20 protein-coding genes are annotated in these 18014 nt (G+C 73.9%); 10 read left to right on the top strand and 10 right to left on the bottom strand.

Going from position 1 to position 18014, the window contains the following annotated elements; all coding sequences use genetic code 11:
* Window positions 1–87: 87 nt before the first annotated feature.
* Entirely contained in the window at window positions 88–1203 is a 1116-nt protein-coding gene (gene corA, locus ACIRRS_RS31490) for a magnesium/cobalt transporter CorA (RefSeq protein WP_402977989.1), read from the top strand.
* Here the strand turns inward: corA and ACIRRS_RS31495 are convergent.
* Window positions 1200–2138 carry a DMT family transporter gene (locus ACIRRS_RS31495; RefSeq protein ID WP_402977992.1) on the bottom strand — a complete coding sequence of 313 codons (939 nt, stop codon included), beginning with the start codon at window positions 2136–2138 and terminating at the stop codon, window positions 1200–1202. The two genes, corA and ACIRRS_RS31495, sit on opposite strands and share 4 nt — an antisense overlap.
* 110 nt (window positions 2139–2248) lie before the next feature.
* Here ACIRRS_RS31495 and ACIRRS_RS31500 point away from each other — a divergent pair, with 110 nt between their 5' ends.
* The 4 genes from ACIRRS_RS31500 to ACIRRS_RS31515 all read left to right on the top strand — a co-directional run bounded on the left by ACIRRS_RS31500 (window position 2249) and on the right by ACIRRS_RS31515 (window position 6081).
* A complete protein-coding gene (locus ACIRRS_RS31500; RefSeq protein WP_402977995.1) occupies window positions 2249–2785 on the top strand; it encodes a hypothetical protein in 537 nt (178 codons plus the stop codon).
* A 129-nt stretch (window positions 2786–2914) separates the two neighbouring features.
* The gene (locus ACIRRS_RS31505; RefSeq protein WP_402977998.1) at window positions 2915–4222 is read left to right on the top strand and encodes a magnesium transporter MgtE N-terminal domain-containing protein; all 1308 of its coding nucleotides are present in this window, start codon (window positions 2915–2917) and stop codon (window positions 4220–4222) included.
* A 115-nt stretch (window positions 4223–4337) separates the two neighbouring features.
* Window positions 4338–4853 (top strand): DUF1003 domain-containing protein, encoded by a 516-nt coding sequence (locus ACIRRS_RS31510; RefSeq protein WP_402978202.1) that lies wholly within the window; start codon window positions 4338–4340, stop codon window positions 4851–4853.
* Between the two features lie 67 nt (window positions 4854–4920).
* Entirely contained in the window at window positions 4921–6081 is a 1161-nt protein-coding gene (locus tag ACIRRS_RS31515) for an Mrp/NBP35 family ATP-binding protein (protein ID WP_402978001.1), read from the top strand.
* 55 nt (window positions 6082–6136) lie between these two features.
* On the opposite strand, the gene ACIRRS_RS31520 is transcribed toward ACIRRS_RS31515, so the two are convergent.
* The 4 genes from ACIRRS_RS31520 to sigE all read right to left on the bottom strand — a co-directional run bounded on the left by ACIRRS_RS31520 (window position 6137) and on the right by sigE (window position 9442).
* Window positions 6137–6817: a hypothetical protein gene (locus tag ACIRRS_RS31520; protein ID WP_402978004.1), complete on the bottom strand. Its 681-nt coding sequence runs from the start codon at window positions 6815–6817 to the stop codon at window positions 6137–6139.
* Window positions 6818–7020: 203 nt separating this feature from the next.
* Window positions 7021–7455: a sec-independent translocase gene (locus ACIRRS_RS31525; protein WP_402978007.1), complete on the bottom strand. Its 435-nt coding sequence runs from the start codon at window positions 7453–7455 to the stop codon at window positions 7021–7023.
* A gap of 134 nt (window positions 7456–7589) precedes the next feature.
* The gene (locus tag ACIRRS_RS31530) at window positions 7590–8594 is read right to left on the bottom strand and encodes a zf-HC2 domain-containing protein (protein ID WP_402978010.1); all 1005 of its coding nucleotides are present in this window, start codon (window positions 8592–8594) and stop codon (window positions 7590–7592) included.
* On the bottom strand, window positions 8591–9442 hold the full coding sequence (gene sigE, locus ACIRRS_RS31535) for an RNA polymerase sigma factor SigE (RefSeq protein ID WP_402978013.1): 852 nt from the start codon (window positions 9440–9442) through the stop codon (window positions 8591–8593). The genes ACIRRS_RS31530 and sigE overlap by 4 nt, the downstream gene beginning before the upstream one ends.
* A 173-nt stretch (window positions 9443–9615) precedes the next feature.
* Between sigE and ACIRRS_RS31540 the strand changes: the two genes are divergently transcribed.
* Complete coding sequence (locus ACIRRS_RS31540) at window positions 9616–10248, top strand: O-methyltransferase (RefSeq protein ID WP_402978205.1); 633 nt, start codon at window positions 9616–9618, stop codon at window positions 10246–10248.
* Window positions 10249–10337: 89 nt separating this feature from the next.
* Here the strand turns inward: ACIRRS_RS31540 and ACIRRS_RS31545 are convergent, their stop codons facing one another.
* Window positions 10338–10505 (bottom strand): DUF3117 domain-containing protein, encoded by a 168-nt coding sequence (locus ACIRRS_RS31545; protein ID WP_402978016.1) that lies wholly within the window; start codon window positions 10503–10505, stop codon window positions 10338–10340.
* 303 nt (window positions 10506–10808) lie between these two features.
* Between ACIRRS_RS31545 and ACIRRS_RS31550 the strand changes: the two genes are divergently transcribed.
* Window positions 10809–11609 carry an enoyl-CoA hydratase-related protein gene (locus ACIRRS_RS31550; protein WP_402978019.1) on the top strand — a complete coding sequence of 267 codons (801 nt, stop codon included), beginning with the start codon at window positions 10809–10811 and terminating at the stop codon, window positions 11607–11609.
* Here ACIRRS_RS31550 and ACIRRS_RS31555 read toward each other — a convergent pair.
* Both ACIRRS_RS31555 and ACIRRS_RS31560 read right to left on the bottom strand, forming a co-directional pair.
* Window positions 11606–12190, bottom strand: coding sequence for a DNA-3-methyladenine glycosylase I (locus tag ACIRRS_RS31555; protein ID WP_402978022.1), 585 nt, complete (start codon window positions 12188–12190; stop codon window positions 11606–11608). The two genes, ACIRRS_RS31550 and ACIRRS_RS31555, sit on opposite strands and share 4 nt — an antisense overlap.
* Window positions 12187–12603: a DivIVA domain-containing protein gene (locus ACIRRS_RS31560; RefSeq protein WP_402978025.1), complete on the bottom strand. Its 417-nt coding sequence runs from the start codon at window positions 12601–12603 to the stop codon at window positions 12187–12189. Before ACIRRS_RS31560 ends, ACIRRS_RS31555 begins: the two co-directional genes overlap by 4 nt.
* A 179-nt stretch (window positions 12604–12782) precedes the next feature.
* Here ACIRRS_RS31560 and folP point away from each other — a divergent pair, with 179 nt between their 5' ends.
* A complete protein-coding gene (gene folP / locus ACIRRS_RS31565) occupies window positions 12783–13595 on the top strand; it encodes a dihydropteroate synthase (RefSeq protein ID WP_402978207.1) in 813 nt (270 codons plus the stop codon).
* 138 nt (window positions 13596–13733) lie between these two features.
* Here the strand turns inward: folP and ACIRRS_RS31570 are convergent, their stop codons facing one another.
* Both ACIRRS_RS31570 and dapE read right to left on the bottom strand, forming a co-directional pair.
* Window positions 13734–14546: a TIGR00730 family Rossman fold protein gene (locus ACIRRS_RS31570; protein ID WP_402978028.1), complete on the bottom strand. Its 813-nt coding sequence runs from the start codon at window positions 14544–14546 to the stop codon at window positions 13734–13736.
* A 90-nt stretch (window positions 14547–14636) separates the two neighbouring features.
* Window positions 14637–15713 carry a succinyl-diaminopimelate desuccinylase gene (dapE, locus tag ACIRRS_RS31575; protein WP_402978031.1) on the bottom strand — a complete coding sequence of 359 codons (1077 nt, stop codon included), beginning with the start codon at window positions 15711–15713 and terminating at the stop codon, window positions 14637–14639.
* Between the two features lie 145 nt (window positions 15714–15858).
* On the opposite strand from dapE, the gene ACIRRS_RS31580 reads away from it, so the two are divergent.
* Entirely contained in the window at window positions 15859–16923 is a 1065-nt protein-coding gene (locus ACIRRS_RS31580; protein ID WP_402978034.1) for a hypothetical protein, read from the top strand.
* Window positions 16924–17225: 302 nt separating this feature from the next.
* Window positions 17226–18008: a hypothetical protein gene (locus ACIRRS_RS31585; protein ID WP_402978036.1), complete on the top strand. Its 783-nt coding sequence runs from the start codon at window positions 17226–17228 to the stop codon at window positions 18006–18008.
* Window positions 18009–18014: the final 6 nt, after the last annotated feature.

Here is an 18014-nt window from a genome sequence, read left to right on the forward strand (position 1 = left end):
CCCGTCACCCGGTGTTCTCGCCGTCGTTCCGCGGCCGCCCCTCGTTCCCGCGCCGCTTCGCGACGGCTCCTGCCAAGGGAGCCTGCCTTGTCGATGATCAACAACCTGCGCGCCGCCGTCCGCCCCAACCGCCGCCGCCCGGTGGCCGGTTCGTACGACGCCCTTCCCGAGGGCGCCGGTTCGGCGGTCGTGGACTGCGCGGTGTACCAGCACGGCCGGCGCGCCGGGGAGAGCTGCAGCCCGCGCGAGGCCGCCCGCCGGGTCAGGGCGGCGCACCAGTTCCCGGACGCGGCGGGCTCGTTCAGCTGGATCGGCCTGCACGAGCCGACGGAGGAGGAGTTCGAGGGCATCGCCCAGCGCTTCGGCCTGCACCCGCTCGCCGTGGAGGACGCGGTGCACGCGCACCAGCGGCCCAAGGTCGAGCGCTACGACGACGTCCTGTTCGCCGTCTTCAAGACCGTCCGGTACGTGGAGCACGACCAGCTCACGCCCACCAGCGAGGTGGTGGAGACGGGCGAGCTGATGGCCTTCGTCGGGCGGGACTTCGTGATCACCGTCCGGCACGGCGGCCACGGCTCGCTGCAGGAGCTGCGCCACCGCCTGGAGGCGGACGGCTCGGCGCTGCTCTCCAAGGGCCCGTCCGCGGTGCTGCACGCGATCGCCGACCACGTGGTGGACAACTACCTGCTCGTCGCCGAGCGGCTGCAGACGGACGTGGACGAGATCGAGTACGGCGTCTTCTCGGCCAAGGGCGGGCGCAGCTCGGACGTCGGCCGGGTGTACCAACTCAAGCGCGAGGTCCTGGAGTTCAAGCGCGCCGTGGTGCCGCTGCTGCGCCCGATGCAGCAGCTGTCGGAGCCGCAGCAGAGCCTGGTGGACCCGGAGGTGCAGAAGTACTTCCGCGACGTGGCCGACCACATGGCCCGGGTGACGGAGCAGGCGCACGGCTTCGACGAGCTGCTCAACTCGCTGCTCCAGGCGAATCTCGCGCAGGTCTCGGTGGCGCAGAACGAGGACATGCGCAAGATCACCGCCTGGGCGGCGATCTTCGCGGTGCCCACCATGATCACCGGCGTGTACGGCATGAACTTCGAGCACATGCCCGAGCTGAAGAGCGAGTACGGCTACCCGACGGTGCTGGGCGGGATCGTGCTGATCTGCGTCGGCATGTACCGGGGCTTCCGCCGCAACGGCTGGCTCTAACGACGCCCTCCCCTGGCGACCAGGACGAGGCCGAGCAGGATCAGCACCACCGCCGGGTAGGCCGCCGCCGGGGGCCACTGGCCCAGCCAGAGCGCGGCGATCGCGGCCGCGCCCGGGGTCTCCAGCAGGATCGCGGTGGAGGTGATCGACGGGCCGAGGGTGCGCACCACCCGGTTGCTCAGGGAGTGGCCGAGCAGCTGGGCGGTGACCATGAGCAGCGCGATCTGCCACCAGACGCCGGCCGGCCAGCCGGACAGGTGCGTGCCGGTGGCCAGGCAGATGACCAGCAGGCCGGCCGCGGTGGTGGCGTAGCAGACCAGCGTGTACGCGGTGGTGCTGACGGTCTTGCGGACCTCGGCGCCCAGCAGCATGTACCCGGCGGCGGCCAGGCCCGCCGCGAGGGCGAGGGCGTCGCCGAGCAGGGCGCGCGGGGAGAGCGACAGGTCGACGCCGGTGAGCACCAGCACCCCGGCGAAGGCGACCGTCATGCCGAGCCAGACCATCCGCGGCGCCCGGTGGCCGAGCAACCGCATCAGCAGGATCGTCCACAGCGGGGTGGTGGTGACCAGCGCGGTGGCGGAGGCCACGGAGGTCATCCGCAGGCTGGGCATCCACAGCGCGAAGTGCACGGCCAGCAGCACCCCGGCGGCGACGGCCAGCAGCAGCGCCCTCCGGGGGATGCCGCGCAGTTCGGCGCGGTGGCGCAGCAGCGCGTACGGGCCGAGCACGCCCACCGACATGACGTTGCGCCAGAGCGCGATGGCCAGGGCGGGCGCGGCGGTGGCGCTGATGAGCGGGCCGGACATGGAGATGCCCGCGATGGAGACCGCGAGCAGCAGCAGGTCGACGGTGGGCAGCGGGTGCGCCGGCGGCCGCAGGGCGGCGGAGGCGGTGGTCGCGGATTCGGGGGCGGGGGCGGGCCGGGCGGCGGGCACGGCGCTCCTTCGCTGGTCACGTGGATCTGGGCGCTCATACCGTAAGGCCCGTGGCGCCCGGACGGAACTGACTCTCAACGGCTGAGACCGAAAGCCGTACGCTGTCCGCCATGGACCGTACGCCCGCCGCCACCGCCGACGCCCTCCTCGACCGGGCCCTGCTGGAGGAGGCCGCGAAGAAGTCCGGCCTCCTGTGGGTGCGCGCCGACGGCGAGGAGCAGTCCCGCCCGCTCTGGCACGCCTGGCACGACGGCGCCGTGGTCGTCGTCGGCGACGGCGCCGAGCAGCCGCTGCACGGCCTGACGCCGGGCTCCGGCGCGCAGGTCACCGTGCGCAGCAAGGACAAGGGCGGACGGCTGACGGGCTGGCGCGCCCGGGTGTCGGAGCTGGCGCCGGGCGGCGAGGCCTGGTCGGGGGCCGTGGAGGAGCTGAAGGGCAAGCGGCTCAACGCGCCGGACACGGACGCGATGACGGAGCGCTGGGCCCGCGAGTGCCGGGTGCTGCGGCTGGAGCCCGCAGGCCCCCTGGACGAGCGCCCGGGCGCGATGCCGGACGGTTCGCAGGCCGCCGCGCCGATGCCGACGACGGCCACGACGCGCCGTCCGATCCCCGCCGGGCTGCCCAAACTGCTGTTCAAGCGACGTTAAAGGTTCACGCCCAGGACGCCTGCGCTCGATAGCGTCCCTCGCCGGGCCGGGCCCCCGGCACACGGGTAGCCTGGTCGGCGGTGCGCTGCGGCGCCTGCACGTACGGCGTCGAGCGAGTCGAGGGAGTTCATGGCGGGTCCGGGCACCAGGGTCTTCATCTCCCACCTCTCCGCGATCGCGGTGTTCGACCCCAACGGCGACCAGGTAGGCCGCGTCCGCGACGTGGTCGTCTCGCTGCGGCTCGGCGGCCGCCCGCCGCGCGTGCTGGGCCTGGTGGTCGAGGTGATCAACCGGCGCCGGATCTTCCTGCCGATGACCAGGGTGACCAGCCTGGAGTCCGGCCAGGTGCTGACCACCGGCGTGATCAACCTGCGGCGCTTCGAGCAGCGCCCCTCCGAGACGCTGGTCCTCGCCGAGCTGCTGGACCGCACCGTCACCTGGTCGCGCTCCGGCGAGGAGGTCACCGTGCTGGACGTCGGCATGGTGCAGACCCGGCTGCGCGAGTGGGAGATCAGCAAGGTCTTCGTCCAGGTCGGCCGGGCCGGCCGGCTGCGCAAGGGCAAGGGCGAGCGGCTGACCCTGGACTGGCAGGACGTCACCGGCTTCGCGCTGCCCGAGCAGGACCAGGGCGCCGCCAACCTGCTCGCCACCTTCGAGCAGCTGCGCCCGGCGGACCTCGCGAGCGTGATGCACCACCTGTCGGCCAAGCGCCGGGGCGAGGTCGCCGCCGCGCTGGACGACGAGCGGCTGGCCGACGTCCTGGAGGAGCTGCCCGAGGACGACCAGGTCGAGATCATCGGCAAGCTCCAGGAGGAGCGCGCGGCCGACGTCCTGGAGGCGATGGACCCGGACGACGCCGCCGACCTGCTCTCCGAGCTGCCGGGCGACGAGGCCGAGCGCCTGCTCCAGCTGATGGAGCCCGAGGAGGCCGCGCCGGTGCGCCGCCTGCTCACGTACGAGGAGGACACCGCCGGCGGTCTGATGACCACCGAGCCGATCGTGCTGGAGCCGGACGCGACGGTCGCCGAGGCGCTGGCCCGGGTGCGGGTGCGCGACCACAAGCCGGCGCTGGCCGCGCAGGTGTTCGTCTGCCGCCCGCCGAACGAGACCCCGACCGGCCGGTACCTGGGCACCGTGCACTTCCAGCGGCTGCTGCGCGAGCCCCCGTACGTCCTGGTCGGCTCGATCGTCGACGACGACCTGGACCCGCTGCCGCCGGACACCCCGCTGACGCTGGTCACCAGCTACCTGGCGACGTACAACCTCGTCGCCGCCCCGGTGGTGGACGAGGCGGACCACCTGCTCGGCGCGGTGACCGTCGACGACGTGCTCGACCACCTGCTGCCCGAGGACTGGCGCGACGCCGCGCTGCACGCCCACGAGGACAACGGGGCCGGGCACGAGGAGACCGAGGAAGAGGTGACCGGTGGACACTGACCGCAACGGACGGCCGGACGACTCCGTGCGCCGGCGCCTCCAGGGCGAACTGCGCGAGCTGCGGCAGCTGCGCGAACTGCGCGGCCGCGAGCGCGGCGGCCGGGGCGGGGAGCGTCTGGAGACCTCCCCGATCACCGGCTCCAACCGCACCCGGCTCGACCAGCCGCGCACCGCCCGCCCGGGCCTGCTCACCCTGCCCTCCTACGACCCGGAGGCCTTCGGCGCGCTCTCCGAGCGGATCGCCCGCTTCCTGGGCACCGGCCGGTTCATCGTCTGGATGACGGTGGTGATCGTCGTCTGGGTCATCTGGAACACGATGCTCCCGGCGGACGTGCGCTTCGACGAGTACCCGTTCATCTTCCTGACGCTGGTGCTGTCGCTGCAGGCCTCGTACGCGGCCCCGCTGATCCTGCTGGCGCAGAACCGCCAGGACAACCGCGACCGCGTCAACATGGAGCAGGACCGCGCCCGCAGCGACCGCAGCATCGCCGACACCGAGTACCTGACCCGCGAGGTCGCCGCCCTGCGGCACGGGCTGGGCGAGGTCGCCACCCGGGACTTCGTCCGTTCCGAACTCCAGGCCCTGCTCAAGGAGATGGACGAGCGGCGGGACGCCTCCGGGGCGCTGTAAGGGGGTTGTGACCCTCGGCACGTTACCGGCGGGTCAACGCCGTGCGTCCGCGCCGTACCATCAAGGCATGGCCAACGAGACAGAGGTCGCGGCCGGCGTCACGGAGGAGTCCGTACGCCAGGCGCTGGCGACCGTCAACGACCCGGAGATCAACCGCCCGATCACCGAGATCGGCATGGTGAAATCGGTCGAGATCGACGGGGACGGCGCGGTGCGCGTCGCCGTCTACCTGACCGTCTCCGGCTGTCCGATGCGCGAGACCATCGTGACCCGGGTCCGCGAGGCGGTCGGCAGGGTCGCCGGCGTGACCGGTGTCGAGGTCGAGCTCGACGTGATGAGCGACGAGCAGCGCAAGGAGCTCTCCCAGCTGCTGCGCGGCGGCGCCCCCGAACGGGAGATCCCGTTCGCCAAGCCCGGCACCCTGACCCGCGTCTACGCGGTGGCCTCCGGCAAGGGCGGCGTCGGCAAGTCCTCCGTGACGGTGAACCTGGCAGCGGCGATGGCCGCGGACGGCCTGAAGGTCGCCGTGGTGGACGCCGACATCTACGGCCACAGCGTGCCGCGCATGCTGGGCGTCGAGGGCCGGCCGACCCAGGTCCAGGACATGATCATGCCGCCGCAGGCGAACGGCGTGAAGGTCATCTCGATCGGGATGTTCACCCCGGGCAACGCGCCGGTGGTCTGGCGCGGCCCGATGCTGCACCGCGCGCTCCAGCAGTTCCTCGCGGACGTGTACTGGGGCGACCTGGACGTGCTGCTGCTGGACCTGCCGCCCGGCACCGGCGACATCGCGATCTCGGTGGCGCAGCTCGTCCCCAACGCGGAGATCCTGATCGTCACCACCCCGCAGATGGCCGCCGCCGAGGTGGCCGAGCGTGCGGGCACCATCGCGGTGCAGACCCACCAGAAGATCGTCGGCGTGATCGAGAACATGTCGGGCATGCCGTGCCCGCACTGCGACGAGATGATCGACGTCTTCGGCACCGGCGGCGGCCAGATCGTCGCGGAGGCGCTCACCCGCACCGTCGGCGCGACCGTCCCGGTGCTCGGCTCGATCCCGATCGACGTCCGGCTGCGCGAGGGCGGCGACGACGGCCGCCCGGTCGTGCTCGCCGCGCCCGACTCCCCCGCCGGCGCCGCACTGCGTGCCGTCGCGGGCAAGCTGGGAGGCCGCCAGCGCGGCCTCTCGGGGCTCTCCCTGGGGCTGACCCCCAAGAACAAGTTCTGAGCGGCGTACGGACGGGCCGGGAGCTCCTCGCTCCCGGCCCGTCCGCGTACCCGGCTCAGGGGCGGGTGTAGGCCGCCAGGTCGGGCACCGTGGCGAAGCCGGCGCCGTACGCGCTGACGCCGCGCCCGAACGCGCCCAGCAGCACGCCGGGGGCCTCGCCGGCCAGCACCCAGCCGTACTCGGACTCGCGGTAGCGGAAGGGCTGCGGCAGGCCGTTGACGGGCAGGCTGAGCGTGGACCAGCCGGGGCCGTCCAGGTCGTCGGCGAGGTCCCAGGCGAGGCTGCTCTGCTGGTCCAGCCAGTCCTGGCGCAGGGCGCGGTCCAGTTGGCCCGGCCAGGTGGCGGCGAGCAGGCCGGAGCCGGCCAGCCAGGCCGCGGAGGAGGCCGAGGTGGCCTCCAGGGTGCCGGTGTTGTCGGCGCTGCGGCGGCTGTCGCGGCGGGCCACGGTGACGACCACGGCGAAGCGGCGCATGTCGCGCGGCTCGTACTGGCGGGCCGGCTCCTCGCCGTGGCCCAGGGTGCCGTAGTCGACGCTCGGGGCGGCCGCGCCCGCGCGCGGGGCTCCGGCCCCGGCCTGCATCAGGTAGCGGCGGCCCGTCCAGCCCTCGTCCAGGCCGTACCAGGGGAAGTCGGCGGACAGGTAGGGCACCAGCGGGTCCGCCGGACCGGCCTGCCCGCCGACCACCGGGCCTCCGGCCGTGGCCGTCGCCCCTCCCGCCTGACTCGTCGCGTCCATCCCCGGGCCTCCTCAACGCCTGTTCGCCTGCCGCGGTGCGCTCCCTTGGTGGCGGACCGCGGCGCTCCCACGGGCCGCCGCCGGCGCCCGACTGGGGGCGTACCGTGGCGGCCGGCTCCGGCGGGAGCAATCAGCACAATAGCGGCGCACACGCCGCCGCCCCGCTCAGCCGTGCGGCCGGGCGGGGCGGTGGGTGGGCGCGATCAGGTCGCGTCGGGGTCGTACGGGGGGCGCTCGCCGGGCTCCAGGGGGCTTCCGGTGGAGGGCGCGGCGGCGGCCGGGGTGGCCTTCTGGAAGCTGACGGTTCCGGCGTTCACCGCGGCCGCGGGCTTGTCGTCCAGCACCGAGCGGATGTCGAGGGTGTCCTTCATGCCCTTGAGGCCCAGCGGGTCCGTCTCGCCGCCCATGAGCTGCTTGCGGACGAAGGTCTTGGGGTTGAGGTCCTCGAACTCGAAGTCCTTGAAGTCCGGGCCCAGCTCGCTGCGGATGTCCTCCTTCGCGGTGTCGGCGAAGGAGCGGATCTTGCGGACGAACCCCATGGTGTCCTGGATGAGCTTGGGCAGCTTGTCCGGCCCGAAGACGATGATCGCCAGGGCGGCGAGGGTCAGGAGCTTCAACCCGCCTACATCGGTGAACACCCAGGCTCCCTAGCTCTTCGGACGACGTCCCTGCGACGTCCCTACAGCGTAATGGCCACCGGCCGGTCGGAGGTCCACGATGTGATGAAGCCGTGGTGAAGACCTGCCGGTGACCGGGGCCCCGGAAGGGTCCGTCAGCGGATCTGCTGGCGCAGCGCGGCGAGGCCGCCGGCGTAGCGCTCCGGGGTCGGCGCCGGGGTGGCCTCGCGGTGGGCGACCACCGGGCGGCCGGGGAAGTCGACGGGGACCTGGGCGTTCATCGGGACGAGCCTGGCGCCACCACCACCGCCGCCCGCCGGGCTGACGGAGGTGCCGGGCGCCTCCTCCCCCTGGAGGCCGATGCCGCCGACGCCGCCGAGGGTGACGGCGGCCACCGAGAAGGCTCCCGCCGCAGCGAACACCAGCCGGCGCCCGCGGGCGGCCGGGGGCCGGACCACGACGGCCGCGGCGCGGGGCCGGACGGCCTCGGGCAGGACGGCCTCCGGGCGGGGCGAGCGCCGGCCCATGAGCGGGCGCAGCACCGAGCCGCCGCGGCCGAAGGCGCGCGGGTCGACGCCGGGCAGCGGGGTGTCGGCGCCGAGCGCGCCCCCGCCGAAGGAGGCTCCGGCGCCGCGGCCGAAGGAGCCGCCGGTGAGCCGGCTGCCGCCGAGCGTGCCGGTGGCGGCGACCCCGCCGCCGGGGAGGTCGTCATCGTCGTCGCGGCGGCCCCGGCCGGCGGGCCGGTCGGCCTCCGTCGGAGCGCCGTCGGGGAGGCCGCCGACGGCCATCAGCCGGGCCATCAGCCCGGAGGACGGGCCGGGCGTGCCGGTGCGGGTCAGCAGGTGCTTGACGGCGCGGGCCTCGTCGGCCTCGGCCAGGCAGTCCGGACAGGTCGCCAGGTGGGCCTGGATGCGCTCGCGGGAGTCGTGGCCGAGTTCGCCGTCCAGGTAGGCGGACAGCCGCTCGCCCAGGTGGTGCTCCTCGGCGGCCGGCTCGACCGGGCGCACGGGCACCGGGCGCAGCGCGGACTCCGGGTGCGGCGGGAGGACCGGCTCGCCGGCGTCCTCGCCGCGGCGCCCCGGCAGGGCCCAGCCCCGTCGGGCGGCGGACCGGCCGGACGCGTCCGGCTGGCCCGGCCCGGACCGGCCGGTACCGCTCACGATCGCCTCCGTCCGCGCCCGCCGGGCGCGACGGCCGGTTCGGCGGCGGCGCCGACGGCCACCGGCTCCGGCTCGGCCGAGCCGCCGCGGCGCTCGCGGCCGGGCGCCTGGCCCGGGGCGCGGTGCTTGAGCGCGGCGCGCAGGTGCGAGCGGCCGCGGTGGATGCGGCTGCGGACGGTGCCGAGCTTGACGCCCAGCGTGGCGGCGATCTCCTCGTAGGAGAGACCCTCGATGTCGCAGAGCACGACGGCGGCACGGAACTCCGGGGCGAGGGTGTCCAGCGCCTGCTGGACGTCCGCGTCGAAGTGGGTGTCGCTGAAGTGCTGGGCCGGGCTGGGCTCGCGGGAGGGGAGCCGCTCGGCCGCGTCCTCGCCGAGCGCGTCGAAGCGGATGCGCTGGCGGCGGCGGACCATGTCCAGGAACAGGTTGGTGGTGATCCGGTGCAGCCAGCCCTCGAACGTTCCGGGGGTGTAGGTCGACAGCGAACGGAACACCCGGACGAAGACCTCCTGCGTGAGGTCCTCGGCGTCGTGCTGGTTGCCCGTCAGGCGGTACGCCAGTCGGTAGACGCGTGCGCTGTGAGCCTCGACGATCTCCTCCCACGTGGGCGGAGTCCAGCTCTGCGCGTCGGGGCCCTCGGCGAAGGTCGCGAGGGCGGGGGCCTCGGTGGTACCGGCGGCCGGCGTCTCGGCGGCGGCGGGCTGGTACGTGTCGGAGTGCGCGGGCTGGTTCATCACGGGCTTCGGCGTACGGGCCGACGCGGTGCTGCGGTGGTGCCGCCGCACAGGGACGTCGCCCTCGGCCACACCTCCTCGGTCGGCTCTTCTGCCCAGCAGGGCCACCACCATATCCACCTCACCCGTCAAGCCCGGATAAAAGTGCCCGGGAGGTCCGTCGCCCTCGGTCCTCAGTGACAACGGCCCGCCGCCGTACGCGGTTCCCGCCCGGCCAGTAACCTGTGGCAGGAAATATCGACTTCCCCCGCACCGGGCCGCCACCCGGGGCTCCGAAAGAGGCAGCCATCAGCGAGTTCGGGCCCGCACGCGCGGCCCTCGCCGACACGTACGTGGGCGAGGACGCGGTGCTCACCTACGCCCGGGCGCAGTCCGCGCGCACCGGCATACGGGCGATCGGGCCGAGCGGCGGGGCCTGCCTGCGGCTGCTGGCGGCCGCGCTGGACGCCAAGGCCGTGGCCGAGATCGGCACCGGGACGGGCGTCTCGGGGGTCTACCTGCTGCGCGGGATGCGGCCCGACGGCGTGCTGACCACGGTGGACTCCGAGCCCGTGCGCCAGCAGCTGGCCCGGGAGGCGTACCAGGCGGCGGGGTTCGCGGCGAACCGCTCGCGGTTCATACCGGGCCGGGCCCTGGACGTGCTGCCCCGGCTCGCCGACGGCCAGTACGACCTGGTGTTCTGCGACGGCGACCCGGCCGAGTCCCGGGAGTACCTGCTGGAGGCCCTGCGGCTGCTGCGGCAGGGCGGGATGGTCTGCTTCGAGGGGGTCTTCCAGGAGGGCAGGCTCGCCGAGCCCGAGCTCCAGGACCCGCAGACGGGCGCGGTGCGCGACCTCGTCCAGGCCGTGCGGGAGAGCGACGCGCTGCTGCCGGCGCTGCTGCCCGTCTCGGACGGGCTGCTCTGCGCCGTCAAGCGCTGACCGGGCCCGGGACCAGGAAGGCCCGGGCCGACATGACGTCGTACCCGGGCCCTCCGACACACCTCGGGAGCCGAGAAGCTCCCGCTGGCTCAGCTGGTGACCGCCAGCAGGGCGTCGCCCAGGGCTGCGGCCTCGTCAGGCGTGAGCTCCACCACCAGGCGCCCGCCGCCTTCGAGCGGAACGCGCATGATGATGCCCCGCCCTTCCTTGGTGACTTCGAGCGGGCCGTCACCCGTCCGCGGCTTCATGGCCGCCATGCTCGTTCCCCTTCCTGCAACCGCTCAGCTACGCACCGGCAGTCCGTCCACCGCCGGTATCGAACGCATTGATCGGAAGCCATTATCCCGCATGCCACGGCCTGATGACCAACATCACTCTCGGTGCAACCACGGCCGGACCGCCCCCAACCGTCGCAATTGGCGTCATAAGCCCCGGCGTGGCGGCGCTTCGGACGCCGCTGGAAGGTGCGATAGCTCACACTCCCCAGTCGGTCGGGCGCTGCGGCATCCTGTCTCCGGACCGAAGACCGAGCCGTGACACGTCAAGGGAGACCCTCGCCCATGTCCGATTCCGTGCTGTACGAGCGGGACGGCGGCCTCGCCGTCGTCACCGTCAACCGCCCCGAGGCGATGAACGCCCTCGACGTCGCGACCAAGGTGGGCCTGCGCGACGCGGTGGTGCGCGCCTCCGAGGACCCGGCGGTGCGGGCGCTGCTGCTGACCGGGGCGGGCGAGCGCGCCTTCTGCGTCGGACAGGACCTCAACGAGCACCTGGAGCAGCTCAAGCGCTCCGAGGAGACGGGCGAGGGCGCGCTGCGCACCGTCGCCGAGCACTACAACCCGCTGGTGCGGGCGCTGGCCGGGATGCGCAAGCCGACCGTGGCCGCCGTCGGCGGGGTGGCGGCCGGCGCGGGCGCCTCCCTCGCCTTCGCCTGCGACTTCCGCGTCCTGTCCAACCGGGCGGGCTTCAACACCGCCTTCGCCGGGATCGCCCTGACGGCCGACTCGGGCGCCTCCTGGACGCTGCCCCGGCTCGTCGGGCACGCCCGGGCGACCGAGCTGCTGATGCTGCCCCGGACGGTCAAGGCCGCCGAGGCGATGGAGCTGGGCCTGGCCACCCGGGTGGTGCCTGCCGGGGAACTCGCCGCCACCGCGCGGGCGTTCGCCCAGGAGCTGGCGGCGGGCCCGACCGTCGCCTACGGCGCCATCAAGGAGTCGCTGGCGTACGGGGCTTCGCACTCCCTGGACGAACTCCTCGACAAGGAGGACGAGTTGCAGACGCTCGCCGGGGAGAGCGAGGACCACCGGATCGCCGTCCGGGCGTTCATCGCCAAGGAGAAGCCGGAGTTCCTCGGGCGCTAGTCCTCGATCGCCGTGCGGACGTGACAGTCCGCCAGGTGGTCGTCGACCAGGCCGCAGGCCTGCATCAGGGCGTAGGCGGTGGTCGGGCCGACGAAGCGGAAGCCGGCCTTCTTGAGCGCCTTCGCCAGCGCCGTCGACTCGGGGGTGACGGCCGGGACCTCGCCCAGGGTGCGGGGGGCCGGCCGGCCCGGGTCGGCGGCGAAGCTCCAGATCAGCGCGTCCAGGCCGCCGTCCAGGTCGCGGGCGACGGCGGCGTTGGCGATCGTCGCCTCGATCTTGGCGCGGTTGCGGATGATGCCGGGGTCGGCGAGCAGCCGCTCCCGGTCCGCGTCGCCGAAGCGGGCGACACGCGCGATCTCGAAGCCGGCGAACGCCGCGCGGAAGCCCTCGCGGCGGCGCAGGATCGTCAGCCAGGAGAGGCCGGACTGGAAGGCCTCCAGGCTGATCCGCTCGAACAGGGCGTCGTCCCCGTGGACGGGGCGGCCCCACTCGGTGTCGTGGTAGACCCGGTAGTCGTCCGTCGAGTCGCCCCAGCCGCAGCGGCGCAGCCCGTCCGTGCCGAGGACGGCGCCCTCCGTCACTGACCGGCCGCCGGCTTGGCGTCCTCGATCAGCGGCGCGGCGGCCGGCTCGACGACCTTGGCGAAGGCCTCCAGGCCCGGCAGCGGCTCCGCGTCCGCGACCGGCCCGTCGCCGGCCTCGACGGCGCCGCGCAGGTGGGCGGCGGCCTCCAGCTCGGCGATGCGCGAGTCGCGGTAGGCGAGTTCGGCACCGAGGCGGTCGAGGACGTCGTCCACCTCGTCCATCCGGTAGCCGCGCAGGGCCATCGGCAGGCGCAGCTCGTCCACGTCCGCCTTGCTCAGCGGACGGTCCTGCGGCAGCCGGGCCGCGATGCGGTCCGGCACCGCCTCCGGCATCGAGCCGCCTCCGCCGAGCGCCACCAGAGCGGCGCCGCCGACCACCACGGCCATGGCGACCACGATCACCCAGAACACGAGCTCTCCTCCCGAACTCCCGGACGGCCCTCCGCTGCGGTGCCGGGAGCAAACTGATCATGACAGCATGGTTCCCAGTGAGGCCGGGGGCCATCATCGCACCCGCAGCAGCTGTGGAGGAGACATCGGTGGCACTGCGCCTGGGACGCCGGGAATTCGGCGACGACGAGCTCGTGATCATGGCCATCGTCAACCGGACGCCGGACTCGTTCTTCGACAAGGGCGCGACCTTCGCGGACGAGGCCGCGTTCGCCGCCGCGGACCGGGCGGTGGCCGACGGTGCGGCGATCCTGGACATCGGCGGGGTCAAGGCCGGGCCGGGTGACGAGGTCACCGTCGAGGAGGAGCTGCGGCGCACGGTGCCGTTCGTCGCGGCGTTGCGCGAGCGCCACCCCGAGGCCGTGATCAGCGTGGACACCTGGCGGCACGAGGTGGGCGAGGCCGTCTGCGAGGTCGGCGCGGACCTGCTGAACGACGCCTGGGGCGGCGTGGACCCGCGGCTGGCCGAGGTGGCCGCCCGGTACGGCGCCGGGCTGGTGTGCACCCACGCCGGCGGCGCCGAGCCGCGCACCCGGCCGCACCGGGCCGGGTACGAGGACGTGATGGCGGACATCCTGCGGGTCACCGTGGGCCTGGCCGAGCGGGCGGTGGAGCTGGGCGTGCCCAGGGAGTCGGTGATCATCGACCCGGGGCACGACTTCGGCAAGAACACCCGGCACTCGCTGGAGGCGACCCGCCGGCTGCCGGAGATGACGGCGACGGGCTTCCCGGTGCTGGTCTCGCTCTCCAACAAGGACTTCGTCGGCGAGACGCTGGACAAGCCGGTGGACGAGCGGCTGCTGGGCACCCTGGCGACCACGGCCGTCTCGGCCTGGCTGGGCGCGCGGGTCTACCGGGTGCACCAGGTCGCCGAGACCCGCCAGGTGCTGGACATGGTCGCCTCGATCCGGGGCACCCGCCCCCCGGCGGTGGCCCGCCGGGGGCTGGCATAAGCCCCCCTCATCGGCGCTCGGCTCGCCTCCGGGGCGCTCTGACCCGGTGCCGACGGTCGGCGCTCCCATGCCCCTCGTTCCTCGGGGCCTCCTCGCTTCTCCCTTTCGGCACCGTCGCGCCCCTTCGGCTCGCTCGCGCTAGATCGAGCCGGCGGCGGGCCGGCGGGTCTCGGCGAGGATCTTCATGACCTCGTCGATCTCGTCGGTGATGTGGAACAGCTCCAGGTCGTGCGGGGCCGCCTTGCCCTGCGCGACCAGCGTGTTCTTCAGCCACTCGTAGAGGCCGCCCCAGTAGGCGCTGCCGTAGAGGATCACCGGGAAGCGGGTGACCTTCTTCGTCTGCACCAGGGTGAGCGCCTCGAACAGCTCGTCCAGGGTGCCGAGGCCGCCCGGCAGGACGACGAACCCCTGCGCGTACTTCACGAACATCGTCTTGCGGACGAAGAAGTAGCGGAAGTTGAGCCCGAGGTCGACGAACTCGTTGAGGCCCTGCTCGAAGGGCAGCTCGATGCCGAGACCGACGCTCAGGCCTCCGGCCTCGGAGGCGCCGCGGTTGGCGGCCTCCATCGCGCCGGGGCCGCCGCCGGTGATCACCGCGTAGCCGGCCTCGGCGAGGGCCCGGCCGATGGCCACGCCGGCCTCGTACTCGGGCGAGTCGACCGGCGTCCGCGCGGAGCCGAACACGCTGATCGCGGGCGGGAGTTCGGCCAGGGCGCCGAAGCCCTCGACGAACTCGGAGGTGATCCGCAGCACCCGCCACGGATCGGTGTGCAGCCAGTCGGTGGGGCCGGTGGTGTCCAGCAGGCGCTGGTCCGTCGTGCTGGTTCCGACCTGGTCCCGGCGCACGAGCACCGGGCCCTTCTGCTTCTCGGGCCAGGCCTTCTTGGTTCGGGGCACGCCGACCTGCTCGGGGCCGTGTCCGTAGTGCTTCTCGTCTCCTGTGCCTGTCATGACGAAACCCTACGCCCGCCCTCCCCCGTTTTCAGGCAACGGGGGAAGGTCGGTTGGGCATCCGGAGGGTTGCGTCCCGCCGTGTTCGAATCAGCTGGTCAGCCAGGCGCGCAGGCGGTTCTCGGTCTCGGCGACGGCGCTCAGCGAGCAGTGCTCGTTGCGCTTGTGGGCCAGGTCCGGGTCACCGGGGCCGTAGTTGACGGCCGGGACGCCGAGGGCGCTGAACCGGGCGACGTCCGTCCAGCCGAACTTGGCGCGGGCCCGGCCGCCGGTGGCCTCCAGGAAGGCCTTCGCGGCGGGCTGGGCGAGGCCGGGCAGGGCGCCGGGGGCGAAGTCGGTGACGGTGAGCTCGAAGCCGTCGAAGACCTCGCGCACGTGCTTCTCGGCCTCGGCCTCGCTGCGGTCGGGCGCGTAGCGGAAGTTGACCGTCACGACGCACTCGTCCGGGATCACGTTGCCGGCCACGCCGCCGTCGATGCGGACGGCGTTGAGGCCCTCGTGGTACTCCAGGCCGTCGATCTCCACCTTGCGCGCCTCGTAGTCCGCGAGCCGGGTGAGCACCTCGGCGGCGTGGTGGATGGCGTTGTCGCCGAGCCAGCTGCGGGCCGCGTGGGCGCGCACGCCGGTGAGGCGGACCTGGGCGCGCAGGGTGCCCTGGCAGCCGCCCTCGACCATGGCGCCGCTGGGCTCCATCAGGACGGCGAAGTCGGCGGCCAGCCAGTCGGGGTGGTCCTTGACGAGGTGGCCGAGGCCGTTGCGGTGGGCCTCCACCTCCTCGCAGTCGTAGAAGACGAAGGTGAGGTCGCGGTTGGGCTCGGGCAGGGTGGCGGCCAGGCGCAGCGCGACGGCGACGCCGGACTTCATGTCGGAGGTGCCGCAGCCGTACAGGAGGTCGCCGTCGACGTACGAGGGCAGATTGTCGGCGATCGGGACGGTGTCCAGGTGGCCGGCGAGCAGCACGCGCTCCTTGCGGCCGAGGTTCGTGCGGGCGACCACGTTGTTGCCGTGGCGGTCCACGGTGAGGTGCGGGTAGACGCGCAGGGCGGCCTCGACGGCGTCGGCGAGCGCCTGCTCGTCGCCGCTCACCGAGGGGAAGTCGACGAGCCGGGCGGTCAGCGCTCCGCCGTCGATGGTCAGGTCCAGGGGCGTCGGGTTCGGGCTGCTCATGCGCGTCAGCCTAGTGGGCCACCCATGAGCGTTCTGTGACACGGCTGTGGAACGGATCGGCAACCGCCGGCGCCGCACATCCGTCCGAGTGGGTACGGTGTCGTCGGATCAGTCGGATCAAGGAAACGGGCCGAGAGGGGCGACGGTGGGCAGGAGAAGGAGCGGCGAGGATCTGGGCGACGAGGAGTCGGCGCCCGCCCGCCGCGGTCCGCTGCGCGCGCTGCTGTCGGTGCTGATCGGCCTGCTGGGGCTCGCCCTGGTCGCGGGGCTGGCGGTGGCCGGCATCTGGTGGTTCGGGTTCCAGCAGAGCGAGTCCGAGGGCTGCACGGTCAAGACGGCCAACGGCAACGGGACGCTGGAGCTGCCGCAGGCGGCGAACGCGGCGACGATCGCCGCGGTGGCGCGCTCGCGCGGCCTGCCGGACCGGGCGACGACGATCTCGCTGGCGACCGCCATGCAGGAGTCCAAGCTGCGCAACCTCGCGGGCGGCGACCGGGACTCGATCGGCCTGTTCCAGCAGCGCCCGTCGATGGGCTGGGGCACCCCGGCGCAGATCGCCGACCCGGTGTACGCGACCAACAAGTTCCTCGACGGCCTGGTGAAGGTCAACGGCTACACCCTGCTGCCGCTGACCGACGCCGCGCAGGCGGTGCAGAAGAGCGGGTACCCGCAGGCGTACGCCAAGCACGAGACCAAGGCGACGCTGCTGACCTCGGCGCTGGCCGGGCGGGCGCCGGGCTCCTTCTCCTGCGTGGTGCACGACTACGCCAAGCCGGACCCGGGCGACAGCTCCTCCCCCAGCGCCTCCTCCTCGGCGAGCGCCGCCCCGGCCGCGCAGCCGGACCGCGCCCAGGTGCTCTCGGACCGGGTGCGCCGGGAGTTCGGGCGCACGGTGACCCCGGCCACCGGCTACACCTCGACGATCAAGGGCGCGGAGAACGCCGTCTCCCTCACCCCGGACCCGTCCGCCGCCGCGCTGACCTCCTCCACGGACGGCACCGCCGACGGCGGGGTGGACGCGGAGCGGGCGAGCGGCTGGACGGTGGCGCACTGGGCGGTGGCCCAGGCGCAGCAGCTGGGCATCGCGACGGTGGCCTACGACGGGAAGATCTGGAGCAAGGACAAGTCCGAGGACGGCTGGCGCGCGCAGTCCTCCGGAACCTCGACCAAGCTCGTTCAGGTCACCGTGGCCCCGTACGGGAAGGGCTGACGCACTCGTGTTCGGGTGACGGCCGAGCGGGTGATTCCGGTCAACCCCGGTGGACCGGGCACCCGCTCCGGCGACCCCGGGCGGAGAACCGTCACTTCCCTTGGCCCGGGCCCGTTCCGCGGCGCCCGTACGGCCCCGGAGCGACCCCGAAGCGCGGTCGTACGATCCGACGATCAGTCGGACTGTTTCCTTGCTCCGACCGAAACCTTCTGGCTTCTCAAGCGGTAACAACGTCGTCCGCCCGGTCGTCCATTCGGCCCTCCCCGGCGGGCGGGACGGACCCAGACCCTTCGAGGAGCCCCATGTCTCACCCCCTCACGCGCCGGATCGCCCAGGCCGCGCTCATCGTGGCGGCCGGAGCGACCCCGCTGGTCGCGGCCGGCTCCGCGTCCGCCGTGGGCGGAGACGCCCTGCTGCCCAAGAGCGACCTCGCGGCGCCTCTCGGCCAGCTGACCAACACGGACACCGGTTCCACCCTCCAGCACACCACCCACCAGCTCGGCCAGGCGGCCGGGAACACCGGCGCGGCCACCGTCGCCGCGGGCGTACCGGCCTCGGCCGACGCGGCCGGCAACATCGTCGCCCACCAGCTCCCCGAGGCGAACGAGAAGGCCAGCTCCGTCACCGCCCCGGTCGACCAGACCGCCGCGACCACCGGCCAGCTCGCGGGCGTGACCCCGAAGGTCACCTCCGCCCTGGCCGGCAAGCTCGGCGAGGCCGTCACCGGCAAGGGCATGGGCACCCGCAGCGCCAACGCCGGCTCCAGCCCGGTCGGCGGCCTGGCCCAGGCCGGCTCCGTCGCCAAGGGCCTGCCCGGCGCCGACAAGCTCGCGGGCGCCGTCCCGAGCACCAGCGCCGTCACCGACGCGCTGCCGCTCGGCTCGGTGGAGCGCGCCCTGCCGCTGCCCGGCGGCCTGCCCGCCACCGACGTCCTGGGCCTGGCGCAGCACGGCTCGGCCAACCGCCTCGGCGGCGCCGACCTCGGCCCGAACAACCCGCTCAGCGGCCTCACCGGCGCCCTCGGCCCCATCGGCGGCCTGCTGGGCGGCGTGAACGGCGGCAGCCTCAGCGGCCTGCCGCTGTAGGTCGCC

Origin of the sequence: Kitasatospora sp. NPDC101183 (assembly GCF_044767945.1) — a bacterium.
GTDB lineage: Bacteria > Actinomycetota > Actinomycetes > Streptomycetales > Streptomycetaceae > Kitasatospora.

Coding starts and splice junctions, on each gene's coding strand:
- ACIRRS_RS31500 (WP_402977995.1), top strand. CDS start 2,249: ATGGACCGTACGCCCGCCGCCACCGCCGACGCCCTCCTCGACCGGGCC.
- ACIRRS_RS31505 (WP_402977998.1), top strand. CDS start 2,915: ATGGCGGGTCCGGGCACCAGGGTCTTCATCTCCCACCTCTCCGCGATC.
- ACIRRS_RS31515 (WP_402978001.1), top strand. CDS start 4,921: ATGGCCAACGAGACAGAGGTCGCGGCCGGCGTCACGGAGGAGTCCGTA.
- ACIRRS_RS31520 (WP_402978004.1), bottom strand. CDS start 6,817: ATGGACGCGACGAGTCAGGCGGGAGGGGCGACGGCCACGGCCGGAGGC.
- sigE (WP_402978013.1), bottom strand. CDS start 9,442: ATGGTGGTGGCCCTGCTGGGCAGAAGAGCCGACCGAGGAGGTGTGGCC.
- ACIRRS_RS31545 (WP_402978016.1), bottom strand. CDS start 10,505: ATGGCGGCCATGAAGCCGCGGACGGGTGACGGCCCGCTCGAAGTCACC.
- ACIRRS_RS31550 (WP_402978019.1), top strand. CDS start 10,809: ATGTCCGATTCCGTGCTGTACGAGCGGGACGGCGGCCTCGCCGTCGTC.
- folP (WP_402978207.1), top strand. CDS start 12,783: ATGGCCATCGTCAACCGGACGCCGGACTCGTTCTTCGACAAGGGCGCG.
- ACIRRS_RS31570 (WP_402978028.1), bottom strand. CDS start 14,546: ATGACAGGCACAGGAGACGAGAAGCACTACGGACACGGCCCCGAGCAG.
- dapE (WP_402978031.1), bottom strand. CDS start 15,713: ATGAGCAGCCCGAACCCGACGCCCCTGGACCTGACCATCGACGGCGGA.
- ACIRRS_RS31585 (WP_402978036.1), top strand. CDS start 17,226: ATGTCTCACCCCCTCACGCGCCGGATCGCCCAGGCCGCGCTCATCGTG.